At 46.6% G+C, this 12,385-nt stretch carries 8 protein-coding genes; 5 read left to right on the top strand and 3 right to left on the bottom strand.

All coding sequences use genetic code 11. The features are described 5' to 3' along the window. Nucleotides 1-63: 63 nt before the first annotated feature. From ACTQ16_RS04740 to ACTQ16_RS04760, 5 genes are all read left to right on the top strand, one after another. Nucleotides 64-1,527 carry an oligosaccharide flippase family protein gene (locus ACTQ16_RS04740; RefSeq protein WP_441936351.1) on the top strand — a complete coding sequence of 488 codons (1,464 nt, stop codon included), beginning with the start codon at nucleotides 64-66 and terminating at the stop codon, nucleotides 1,525-1,527. Between the two features lie 50 nt (nucleotides 1,528-1,577). Then, nucleotides 1,578-2,120, top strand: coding sequence for a hypothetical protein (locus tag ACTQ16_RS04745; protein WP_441936353.1), 543 nt, complete (start codon nucleotides 1,578-1,580; stop codon nucleotides 2,118-2,120). 47 nt (nucleotides 2,121-2,167) lie between these two features. Continuing rightward, nucleotides 2,168-2,329, top strand: a complete 162-nt coding sequence (locus tag ACTQ16_RS04750; protein ID WP_287592854.1) for a hypothetical protein — start codon at nucleotides 2,168-2,170, stop codon at nucleotides 2,327-2,329. Between the two features lie 18 nt (nucleotides 2,330-2,347). Then, entirely contained in the window at nucleotides 2,348-3,484 is a 1,137-nt protein-coding gene (locus tag ACTQ16_RS04755; RefSeq protein ID WP_441936355.1) for a Fic family protein, read from the top strand. 253 nt (nucleotides 3,485-3,737) lie between these two features. Beyond that, nucleotides 3,738-5,879, top strand: a complete 2,142-nt coding sequence (locus ACTQ16_RS04760; protein WP_441936357.1) for a S46 family peptidase — start codon at nucleotides 3,738-3,740, stop codon at nucleotides 5,877-5,879. Nucleotides 5,880-6,097: 218 nt separating this feature from the next. Here the strand turns inward: ACTQ16_RS04760 and ACTQ16_RS04765 are convergent, their stop codons facing one another. The 3 genes from ACTQ16_RS04765 to ACTQ16_RS04775 form a co-directional block, all read right to left on the bottom strand. Then, nucleotides 6,098-8,845, bottom strand: coding sequence for a beta-glycosidase (locus ACTQ16_RS04765; protein ID WP_441936359.1), 2,748 nt, complete (start codon nucleotides 8,843-8,845; stop codon nucleotides 6,098-6,100). Nucleotides 8,846-8,859: 14 nt separating this feature from the next. Next, the gene (locus ACTQ16_RS04770; protein ID WP_441936361.1) at nucleotides 8,860-10,032 is read right to left on the bottom strand and encodes an ATP-binding protein; all 1,173 of its coding nucleotides are present in this window, start codon (nucleotides 10,030-10,032) and stop codon (nucleotides 8,860-8,862) included. Nucleotides 10,033-10,197: 165 nt separating this feature from the next. Further along, on the bottom strand, nucleotides 10,198-12,156 hold the full coding sequence (locus tag ACTQ16_RS04775; RefSeq protein ID WP_441936363.1) for a DEAD/DEAH box helicase: 1,959 nt from the start codon (nucleotides 12,154-12,156) through the stop codon (nucleotides 10,198-10,200). Nucleotides 12,157-12,385: the final 229 nt, after the last annotated feature.

Below are 12,385 nucleotides of genomic sequence, written 5' to 3' on the forward strand. Positions count from 1 at the left end.
AAAAGGCAGAGAATCAAGCTTTCTTTTACCTTTTTACCTTTTTACCCTTTTACTTTTAAACATATGGCAAGTTTAAAATCACTCGCAAAGGATACCGCCATCTATGGTTTGAGCAGTATCATCGGCAGATTCCTCAACTATCTGCTTGTACCACTCTATACGGCAAAGATCAGCGCCGCCAGTGGTGGTTATGGTGTCATCACCAACATGTACGCCTATACGGCGTTACTCCTCGTTATCCTGACCTACGGAATGGAGACCACCTTCTTCCGTTTCGTCAACAAGGAGGGAGAAAACTCAGAAAAGGTTTATCACACAGTATTGAGCATGGTGGGCTTCACTTCCCTACTCTTCATCGCCCTGGTATTCCTCTTCATCACGCCTTTGAGCGATGCGATGGGCTACGCCGACCATCCGGCTTATGTATGGACCATGTTCGTAACCGTGGCTATTGATGCCTTCCAGTGCATCCCGTTCGCTTACCTCAGATACAAGAAGCGCCCATTGAAGTTTGCTGCCTTCAAGTTACTCTTCATCGGTCTGAACATTGCGCTCAACCTGGTTTACTACGTCATCATGGATGGTCACGATGTGGGCTATGCTTTCTACATCAACCTGGTTTGTACCGCCTCCATCACCTTCTGTTTCTACAAGGAACTGAAGGAAGGATTCATGGGCGAGAAATGCTCCTGGAGCGAATGTAAGGTGCTCGTCAGGAAGATGCTGGGCTACAGCTGGCCTATCCTCGTGCTCGGTATTGCCGGTATTCTGAACCAGACAGCCGACAAGATTCTCTTCCCTTACATCTATGAGAAGGGCGATGCTCATGCGCAACTCGGAATCTACGGAGCAGCCAGCAAGATTGCGATGATCATGGCGATGATTACCCAGGCTTTCCGCTATGCTTACGAGCCATTCGTATTCGGCAAGGCAAAGGATAAGGACAACCGACAGACTTACGCTTCAGCGATGAAGTATTTCGTCATCTTCACCCTGCTCGCCTTCCTGGTGGTAGTAGGTTATCTGGATGTATTGCGCCATATCATCGGTCGCGACTACTGGGATGGTTTGAAGGTAGTGCCTATCGTAATGGCTGCCGAAATCATGATGGGAGTATATTTCAACCTCAGTTTCTGGTACAAGCTCATCGACAAGACCATCTGGGGTGCTTACTTCTCGGGCATCGGTTGCCTGGTATTGATTGCCATCAACGTTATCTTCGTACCAGTTTATGGCTACATCGCATGTGCATGGGCTGGTTTCGCTGGATATGGAACAGCCATGCTTCTCTCCTACTTCGTGGGTCAGAAGAAGTATCCTATCAACTATCCGGTGAAGGAGATTATGATTTATGTGGTTCTCGCCCTCATCCTCTTCGCAGGAATGACCGAGGCAAACAAATACTTCTCTACCGCCATCGCCTGCCTCATCAACACGGTGCTCATCCTCATCTTCGCCGCCTATCTCGTGAAGAAGGATTTCCCATTGAAGAGTCTGCCGGTAGTTGGAAAGTACTTTAGAAAGTAAAGCATCTTATGAAATTATAAGAGCTGAAAAAAGAAGTTATAAGAACCGAAATGATGAGGAATCAACTCATAAACAGATTAAGTGTAAACGATATTTATTCTCTTTGCCTTCAGACGCAAGGCAAAGAGAATAATTGTTTAAAGGAAGAGCTTTACCAACTCACCTTCGATGAAAACGACCGTGTATCGTTCAATGCGCTTTGGGCTTTAACCCATTTCGACGAAGCCAACAACCCGTGGCTCTTTCAGAAGCATGATGCCTTGATAGATAGGGTTCTCGCAGAGAAGAATGAGACCAAGCGCCGCCTGATGCTTCAACTCCTTCTCCGTCAGCCTTTCGAGGAAGAATCACTCCGCTCCGATTTCATCGATTTCTGCATCGCCAAGATTACCGCCTGTTCCCAGCCCTACGCCATCCGCAGCTACTGCATGAAACTCGCCTACGAGCAGATGAAATACTATCCCGAACTCCTCGAAGAGTTAAGAATGGCTCTGGATATGCTGGAGCAGGAGGTTCTATCACCAGGAATGTTATCGGCAAAAAGGCAAATTATGAAGAAAATCAAGCGAAGCCTTGGAAGTTTCGGGAAATAGTCGTAACTTTGCAAACGTAATATTCTAACAATATAATACATAAATGGATGGAGATACAACTGAACGATTATCACAAAAAAGTCAATGCCCAGAAGATGGCTTCAATGGCTTATTGGCGAGAGCATCCGCTTTCGCTGGAGGAGTGCTTAGCTCAATTCAAGCGCTTGCGGGAACAACGGCTTGCAAGGGAGTCAAAATCGCAAAGTTAAATATCAAGCATTACATCTATGAATAAAGATAATATCAACGAGTTCGCATCCTTCGATGAATATCTTCGACAAGGAGAGCCTTTGCAGAAGGAAAGGGCCGAGAACTGGAAGACGGCTATCGGATTGCAGGCTGTAGATGGGCTGCAACCATCGGCGTATCTCATAGATGTGGCTAAACGAAATATCGAAGGGGAAATCACTCTGGATGAAACCAGAAAACTGATTGACTCTTACTATCAGAGCAAGACGGTCCGTACACCTAAGGATGAAGACGAGGAAGAGGCAGATAAGGTTTCTGCCAACATCGCAAAGATTCTCGCCAGCAAGACCTTTGCCTTCAATACCAACGGATATGTTTCCCTGCATCGAAGAATATTCGAGGGAGTATTCAAGCACGCAGGAGAAATCCGCCAATACGATATTTCCAAGAAAGAATGGGTGCTCGAAGGAGATTCCGTAAACTACCTGAATTGGGAAGACTTGCGAAGAGCCTTGGATTGGGATATTGAGCAGGAAAAGAACTTCCAATACAAAGGACTTTCGGATGATGAGAAGATTGAGCATATTGCCAAATTCATTTCAGGCATCTTGCAAATCCATGCTTTCAGAGAGGGAAACACCCGAACCACGGCGATCTTCACCATCCAATATCTCCGTTCGTTAGGATATGAAGTGAACAACGAAATGTTTGCCAAGCATTCCTGGTATTTCCGCAATGCCCTGGTTCGTGCCAATTATCGCAATATCAATAAAGATATAGAGTACTCTCCTATCTACCTTGTTCGTTTCTTCAGAAACTTGCTGCTAGGCGAAAGTTGGGTTCTCAAAAACAGATACTTGCATATAAATCCTACAGATGAATGGAAGGTACAGCCAAGACTTGCTACCCCACAAGCACCCCATACGCCTCATCAAAAGGTGGACAGAAAAGGTGGACAGAAAACAGAAAAGGTGGGCAGAAAAGGTGGACAGAAAACCAAAGACTCTATCCTTTCCCTTATCGCATCCGACCCATTTGTCACCACCAATGAGATGAGTAAACGATTGGAAATCAACCGAAGTGCCATCTCTAAACATATAAAGAAACTGAAAGAAGATCACATAATAGAACGAATAGGACCAGACAAAGGAGGGAAATGGATCATCAAAAAATAAGAAACACTTTTTTATGGCGCAAAGATAGCACTAATTTTTCACTTATACAAGAAAAACTCGCTACTTTTGTAACCTTTTTCATGTATAAGTGAAAAACATTGTGTTTTTATCGAATATTTCTAGTATAAGTGAAAGAAATAACTCTAAAAAGGAAACTTTGATGGAATTTTTCGCTTTTTTCTGTTCTACTTGATGTTATCTCGCAGAAAAATCGTAACTTTGCAAATCATATAACAACAACACAAAGAATAAAATGAAGAAAAAAGCAACGGTCCTTATCGCCTCTATCTTGGCGTTCTGCGGAATCAATACCGCACACGCTGACGAGGGAATGTGGACGATTTACAACTTGCCTAACGCTGTGTATGAGATGATGCAGCGCGAAGGCTTCAGTATGACTTACGACCAGCTCTACAACGGCGAGAACGCCTTGAAGAACGCTGTGGTTAACTTCTCTGGCTATTGCTCAGGCGTAGTCGTTTCTCCAGACGGTCTGGTATTTACCAACCACCATTGCGGTTTCGAGGCTATCAGAAGCCACTCTACCGTAGAGCACGACTATATGCTCAACGGTTTCTTTGCTAAATCTTACGCAGAGGAATTGCCTAACGAGAATATGTTCGTCAGCTTTATGGTTGACCAGAAGGATGTAACCGATAAGGTGATGAGCCTCGGATACGAGAAACTCGACAACAAGAAGCGCGATGAACTTATCGATTCTCTGGAGAACGAGATGACTACGGAGGTGAAGAAGAACGATTCTACCCTTCATATCACCGTTCAGCCATTCTACGAGGGCAACAAGTGGTACGCTACTACTTACCGCGACTTCACCGACCTGCGTCTGGTTTTCACCGTACCAAAGTCTATGGGTAAGTTTGGTGGCGATACAGACAACTGGATGTGGCCTCGCCAGACCTGCGACTTCTCTGTATTCCGCATCTATGCCGACCCTAAGACCAATGGTCCTGCTGCCTACAGCAAGGACAATGTGCCTTATCATCCAAAGCGTTGGGCACAGGTTTCTCTCCAGGGTTATAAGGATGGCGACTATGCGATGACCATGGGTTACCCAGGCAGCACAGAGCGCTATCTTTCAAGCTACGGAATCCAGACCATGCGCGATGCAGAGAATGCGCCTCGTGCCCAGGTTCGTGGCGTAAAGCAGGAGGTGATGCAGAAGCACATGCGTGCCGACGAGGCTGTACGCATCAAGTACGACAGCAAGTATGCCAGCTCTTCCAACTACTGGAAGAATGCCATCGGTATGAACAAGTGTATCGACTCTATCGGCATCGTGAATCTGAAGCGTGAGTACGAAACCCGTCTCCGTGCTTGGCAGGATACAGCCAAGGCAGCCAACGACCTCGCCCACAAGGTAGATTTCGACAAGCTCGCCAAGCTCTACAAGGAGAGCGCAGACGTGAAGTATGCCTGGACCAACTTCTCTGAATCTTTCACCAGAAGAAGCAACATCGAGTTCTCTACCCGTGCCATCAAGCTCCAGACCAACATGGAGGTGAAGGGTCCTGAGAAGAACAAGAAGAAGCAGTATCATGAGTTTGAAGATAACTCTGCAGAATGGGATATGGCGCTCGATAAAGAAGTGCTCGCTACCCTCTTGAAGAATTACAAGGAGCACGTAGACAGCAAGTGGTTGCCTAAGTTCTACAAGACCATCGACGCTGAGTTTGGCGGCAACTACGCCAAGTATGTGGATTATCTCTGGGAGAAGTCGCTCATCATGAAGAAGGGTGCCAAGCTCTACTTCAACAAGAAGGGATATGAGAAGGATCCAGGCGTCATCTTCGGTATGGATCTGAACGATGTATATGGTGATTTCGCTGCTCAGATGGGCAGCATCAACGATAGCATCGCCGAGCAGGAGAAGTATCTCTGTGCTGCCAAGCTCCGTATGGAGGAAGACATGCCTCACTACAGCGACGCCAACTTCACCATGCGATTGAGCTATGGTCAGGTAGGCGGTTTCGACCTCGGTGGCAAGCCATCAGGCTATTATACCACAGCCGAGAGTATCGTTGAGAAGATGAAGCAGGGCGATAAGGTCATCGATTACTACGCTGAGCCTATCATGCACGAGCTTCTCTCTGAGAAGGATTTCGGCAAGTATCAGGACAAGACGACTGGCAAGATGCAGCTCTGCTTCCTCACCAACAACGATATTACCGGTGGTAATTCTGGTAGCCCAATGTTCAACGGCAAGGGTGAGTTGATTGGTCTTGCCTTCGATGGCAACTGGGACAGCCTCAGCTCTGACATCAATTTCGACAAGCGCCTGGCTCGCTGCATCGGTGTGGACATCCGCTACGTGCTCTACCTGATGGATAAGTGGGGACACGCAGACCGCCTCTTGAAGGAGATCAATGCGAAGTAAATCCTATCTCTGTATCAACAGAGATGATAATAAAGGTTTATCCTGGGATAAAGATTAATCCCAGGATGATATAAAAAGAGCGGAAAATCAGCTGTTAACTGTTAACCCTGTTAACTCCTGGCTTTCCGCTCTTGTTTTATTTAGTCTTCCTATTCTTGTTATCTTGCTGATTTTCAGCTTATTTTTATCTTACAGATTCGCAACTTACAGAATTCCTATTAATATTGCGAGATATTATTCAGCTCCTTCAATGAAACCTGACGAGGCTTCTCGACAAGTTTCTTTTTCAATTCATCCACCGTTATTTCTGCAGATGGATTGAAAGAAGCAGAGCGCATATAATCAATTACACTCTGATAGAAAGCCTTGCCTTCCGGATATTTGGCTGCCTTCTCCAAATCACTCATGCAGACGAGAAGCTTTCCGGCTCCCACCTTCCATTCCATTACCAAGCCCAACTTATGATTCCGCTCGATATTATCTATCACCTGAACTATCGGGCGATAATCCTTGGCGAAGTTGTCAAGCACCAGCGGATGCGATTCCTTAATAACCGGGAACCATTGCCAGTTGGTGTGCATTTCCGTAGGGAATCCCTTGAATATCGGATGTTCCGGATTCGTCAGAATGCCCAGGGTTCCTGGAGAAACCTTCTTCTTGTTGTTCTCGCAGATGGTCTTGAACATGCGATAGTTCCAGTAATCGGTCTGGAAGAGTCCGCCCACTGTATAAGGCGTGGCGTTATCTGACTGCAAAACCGAATTATCAGCCTGCAAAGCCTTATCATCGGCAGCCACGAAATGGCTGGAAGCCGTAGGCATCCAAAGCACCTTTCCGCCCTTTTCCAAGACTTTCACTACTTCCTGGTTCAAATCTCTGGCAATGATAACGCCCTTCTTTTCCAAAGCCTTCTTCGGATAAATCCAAAGTTCGTAGGAGTTTCTCGCCTCTGTTCCTTCAATGTTTAATGTAAGAAGCAGCTTGGTAGGTTTCTGCACGTGGAAGACACCATTCAGTTCACCCATATCCACCAAACCTTCATCGTATGAAAAGATGTTCAATACTCCCTCATCCTCAGCCATCAAGTCGCCCACATTCTTTCTCACTTCACCATCCTTGGTGCTGAAAGTTCCATCATCCATACAGAACAATCCGTTCTCGGCAGCCAGATGCCATTTCAGTTTCTTGCCCTTCAGCGAAGAACCACCATAATTGGCTACCTTTACTTTAGCCAGAATCTTCTCGCCATCCTCGAAGCAGAACTTCTTCATTTCCAGCAGAGGAACCACAGGCGAGCACCACTGGCGCCATTCCTCGGGCGTAGTGATTCCCTTGCTCTCCATAAACGCATCCAGGATGCCTACGAAAGCACTTCCCTGACCGGGATAATCCTGAATATCGAGCAGTTGAAAGCCCGCCATATTCCGGGTTCTCAAATCCATCTCTATATCGGCTTTATAGAGTTTCACGCTCCATAAGCCCGAAGCCTTGTGGAAATCATCAGCCTGCGAAAGCATTCCGGCTGCAGCCAGCCTGCGGCGGAACACTTCAAAGTTATAAGGATGAAGCACTCCGGTGTATTTCTTCATCTCCCGATAATCAGGATAGGTCTGAAACTGGCCTGTTTCGTGAGAGATGATTGGGATTCCGGCTTTATCGCAAGCCTCATCAAATTTCATCGTAGAATTAGGATGGAAATGATTGATCATTCCTCCATCGTAGGCGTCGGCAAACGAGAAGGAACCACGGGTATGAGTATTGTATTTGCCCCATCCCTCGCCTCCGATGCGGCAAGTGGTGAAGTAATCCATTCCTTCTTTTATTCCCTGATAACCGAGATAGTAATTGCTTCCGAAGGTATAGTATTTATCTGGCGCAATCTTGCGGAAATCATCCACAAACTCCTTCATCTTGTCGATGTCGCCCCAGAGTTCATTCCCCAGCGCCATCATTCGGAAAGAAGGATGATGACCATATTCTCTGAGGATATTTTCGCCTTCCTGATGCAGGAACGCCATCAGCCTTTCATCCTTCTTGTCGAAGGAACCCCAGAAAGGAAGTTCCGGCTGGAGATAGATTCCCAGACTGTCCGCAGCCACGAAAGCCGCCTCCGGTGGGCACCAGGAATGAAAGCGCACATGGTTGATTCCATACTCCTTGCAGGTTCCGAGATACTTCATCCAGCCTTCCACGCTCATCTCCACATGTCCCGTCAGCGGCCATACAGCCGCATCGTGCTTGCCACGGAGGAATATCCTATGGCCATTGGCGTAAAAGTGGGCGCCCTTGATATGAAAATCCTTGGCGAAATCAGGCATCTGAAGGGCGGAAGGAGAAACAACAGAACGGCTAGGGATTGCTCCTGTTAGAGTTTCTGCAGATTTGCTCTCTACAGAGCTGGCTAGCTGGAGTTCTATCCTTCCGATAATTCCATTCCAGTTGGTCTGCGTATCTTCCGTATAAGCATGGCTGGAACCGTAAACCTGCTCAGGCACACTTCTTCCATTATCCACCACGATTTCCAGGAAATGCTTGCCCGGCTTCACCTTCTTGGGCAGAAGATAGCGCTGAGGAGTAGAGATGAAGTTGCAGGAGTCCACCAGTTCTCCATCCACATACACCCATGTCGGTCGGGTACGCTCCAGGAAGAGTTCTACCGGCTTCTTCTTCCAGTCCTTCGGGATATTGATGGTTCTGGAATATCTAGCAGCACCTTTATAGGCATAGAGTCTCGTAAGATGCGTTGTTTCCATCGTATCTTTCGGAGCGAATCCCAGATGGTTCGTATCGATGGTGCCGGGAAGGATGGCACGCTTCAACTCACCCTGCGAGGCACGCTTACTCTTGGCAAAAGTACTACCGCTCTTTCCCAACTCCACATTCCATTCACCAGCGAGCGAAATGCTCTGTGCTTGCAAGCCCAGACTTACCAGTCCCAGACAAGCGATAAGAATAGTTTTCTTCATTAACTTATAATTGTCTAATAGTTCATACCAAAAGCCCAGAGTGGAATAACATTACCCATGCCTGTCTCTATATCATCCTTCACAACATATCCCTCTTTTGCCTCAGAAATCTGCTTCTGACCTTTCTTTTTACCACCAATCTCAAAAGTCTTGTCTTCTATCATGAAATCAGAGATTGGAGAATTGAAGACAGCATGATTCACACGCATCTGATTAAAAAAGAAAGTCTCTCGTTGATTGCCAATATCAGGCACCGAAGAAGAGAGAGCAAAGGAGAGGTTGGTATTATCAAGATACACCTTTTCTACCTTGCCCAAACCACGCACACCTTCTGTGGACTCGTGAAGTTGGGCTATCAAACCTGCACGCTCCATAAGTTCGAAGTAATCGGGCAGATTATTGCGATCTACCTTGATAGTTGTAGCAATGGTACTCATGTTTGGCTTGAAAGGCACACTATCAGCTATTACCTGCATCAGTTCCTTCAATTTTCTGGACACCATCACCGTATAATTGGCATATTGTGGAATATCCGTCTCCAAAGTCATACTCACTACTTGATTCAGTCGCATCCTATAGCCCTCATCCTTAGAAAAAGGATAGTAGCCCTTGCACAGATATTCATTAAACAATGCCAACGGATGCTCAATCTCCTCCGGCAAAACGACTTCATTATTTACGATTTGTTCCAATGTAGAGACAGGAATGTCTATGTCCTTTTCCATACCGATGTATTCACGAAAAGACAAACCTTGCATCGTAAAGACCAGTACTCGTCGACTTAAATCTGCTGTACCTTTATAAATATCAAGCACAGAAGAACCGGTAAAAACCACCTGCAAGGTTGGCAGATTATCGTATATCATTTTAAGTTCTGTAGCCCATCCCTTATATTTATGTATTTCATCGATAAAAAGATGCTTGCCTCCAAGTTGGCTAAACTTCATTGCAGTTTCAAAGAGAGTATGATTAGCGAAATAGATGGATTCCGCACTCACGTAGAGTGTGTCTTTTATCTGAAGATTCAATTTGATATACTGCAAAAGAAGTGTTGTCTTGCCGACTCCACGAGGTCCAACAAGGGCCGTCATCCGATTCGACCAAGGAATCCGATGATACATATATCGTAGGTATCGAGTATCGATACGCTTGATAAGATTGTCTGAAAGTTGCTTCAATAATTCCATATTTCTTGCCTTATTTGATGTTTACGGCTGCAAATATACAAAAATTGCGGTAAAAATACCGCAAAACGCCAAAGAAATTGCTGTATTTTTACCGCAAAATATAAATATCGCATCAAAACATCCCTTTGATGCAGGCTTTCATCTTATAATAAATCGCTGCCTAAATTACTTCTTCTTAGGTCTGCGGCGAGCCCAACCTTCTTCCTCGAAGTTTGGCTCCTCGCCCTTGAACTTCACGTTGTCGTTGTTCTGGAAGAACTGGCGCCAATCGCCTGTATCCTCCTGGCTGCGTGATTTTCTTCCGCCACGAGATTCGCCTCGGCTTCCACGTCCTCCCTTTCCACGAGAATCACGAGAGTCTCTTGCATCATCAGAAGAACCTCTGCGGCTGCGTCCGCCTCTTTCTGAAGAACGGCCGCCACGGCTCTCAGCATCACGTCCGCCACGGGCTGCTCTGCCATGACCTTCCTCATCAGCATCGTTACATCTTACGGTTCTGCCCTTGTACTCAGTACCGTTCAATGCCTTCATCACGCGCTTCGCATCCTCCTCAGGCACCTCGATGTAGGCAAACTTACTCAGCAGGTCGATGTGACCCACCTCCTGACGACCCTTCACGTGCTTGTTCAGATACTGCATGATTTCGCCCGGATAGAAACCATCTGCCTTACCCAGGTTGATGAACAGTCTCTTGAAACCAGCCTCAGTCTCATGCTTCCTACGACCATTAGAAACCTTACCACGGCCTTCGCCACGATTTCCACGACCCTCACCGCCACGGGAACCCTTGCCTGTTTCAGGCTTGATAATCTCAGGAGCGTTCTTATAGTAATCGAGGAACTTACCGAAGGTGATGGTCACCATCTTCTTGATAATGTCCTCCTTGTCGATGTACTCAAACTGGCGGTTGATTTCTGCCATGTATGGTTCAATCTGATCCTCGTCCACATCGGTCTTCATGATGTCGTCCATGGTCTTGAAGAGCTGCTTCTTACAGATTTCCTCTGGGGTTGGCAAAACGCCGTCCACGAAATCCTTGCCAATCTGCTTCTCAATCTGGCGAACCTTGAACTTCTCTCTGGTATGGATGATAGAGATGGATGTTCCCTTCTTTCCGGCACGACCCGTACGACCGCTTCGGTGGGTGTAGCTAGCCACATCATCAGGCAAACCGTAGTTGATAACGTGAGTCAGATCCTCTACGTCCAGACCACGGGCAGCCACATCGGTAGCCACCAGGAACTGAACGGTATGGTTGCGGAACTTCTGCATGGTGAGGTCACGCTGCTGCTGACTCAAGTCGCCGTGCAGTGCCTCTGCATTATAACCATCCTTAATCAGCTTATCTGCAATATCCTGAGTCTCCAGCTTGGTGCGGCAGAAGATAATTGCAAAGATGCGCGGATAGAAATCCACCACACGCTTTAGGGCGAGATACTTGTCCTTGGCATTTACCAGATAGTAGATGTGGTTTACATGCTCAGCACCCTCGTTGCGCGAACCCACTACGATTTCCTTGTGGTCGTGCAGATAGTTGAGGGCAATCTTCTCGATGTCCTTGCTCATGGTAGCCGAGAAGAGCAGAGTGTTTCTATCTTCCGGAACGTTCTCGAAGATGGCATTGATGCTCTCAGAGAAGCCCATGTTCAGCATCTCGTCAGCCTCATCAAGCACCACGTTGTTCACGTTCTCCAACTGAGCCACGCCACGATTAATCAAATCGAGCAGACGACCAGGGGTAGCCACGATAATCTGCACACCATGCTTCAGGGTGCGAATCTGGCTTCCGATGTCGGTACCGCCATAAACAGCGACAATATGCAAACCGTTGATGTACTTGGCAAAACTGTTCAAATCGTCTGCAATCTGGAGGCAGAGCTCACGTGTAGGACTGAGGATGATAGCCTGTGTCTGCTTGCTGCTGGCATCAGTTTTCTGGATTACCGGAATACCGTAAGATGCTGTCTTACCCGTACCGGTCTGCGCCAACGCAATCACGTCGTTCTTATTACCAAGCAAATATGGGATTACTTCTTCCTGAACTGGCATTGGATTTTCAAATCCAAGCTCTTCGATGGCACGGCGAATCTCCTCGCTCACGCCCAATTCTTCAAATGTCTTCAAATCTTTTTAACCTTAATTCATTATAATCAAAATGGAAGGCCGAATTCACCCTCCCTGCCATGAATTAGGGTGCAAAATCCTTCCGAAACGCTTGCGGCAATCGTACGTATTTATTAAGATTGCCTAAATTCGGGTGCAAAGATACGAAAAAAATGTGACTTTCTTGCATTTTTTGCGCAGAAATCATTATCTTTGCATTATCTTTACAGATAATTCGGACGACATTTCA

Source organism: Prevotella sp. LCP21S3_D2 (genome assembly GCF_052118345.1).
Taxonomy (GTDB): domain Bacteria; phylum Bacteroidota; class Bacteroidia; order Bacteroidales; family Bacteroidaceae; genus Prevotella.

Coding starts and splice junctions, on each gene's coding strand:
- ACTQ16_RS04740 (WP_441936351.1), top strand. CDS start 64: ATGGCAAGTTTAAAATCACTCGCAAAGGATACCGCCATCTATGGTTTG.
- ACTQ16_RS04745 (WP_441936353.1), top strand. CDS start 1,578: ATGATGAGGAATCAACTCATAAACAGATTAAGTGTAAACGATATTTAT.
- ACTQ16_RS04750 (WP_287592854.1), top strand. CDS start 2,168: ATGGAGATACAACTGAACGATTATCACAAAAAAGTCAATGCCCAGAAG.
- ACTQ16_RS04755 (WP_441936355.1), top strand. CDS start 2,348: ATGAATAAAGATAATATCAACGAGTTCGCATCCTTCGATGAATATCTT.
- ACTQ16_RS04760 (WP_441936357.1), top strand. CDS start 3,738: ATGAAGAAAAAAGCAACGGTCCTTATCGCCTCTATCTTGGCGTTCTGC.
- ACTQ16_RS04765 (WP_441936359.1), bottom strand. CDS start 8,845: ATGAAGAAAACTATTCTTATCGCTTGTCTGGGACTGGTAAGTCTGGGC.
- ACTQ16_RS04770 (WP_441936361.1), bottom strand. CDS start 10,032: ATGGAATTATTGAAGCAACTTTCAGACAATCTTATCAAGCGTATCGAT.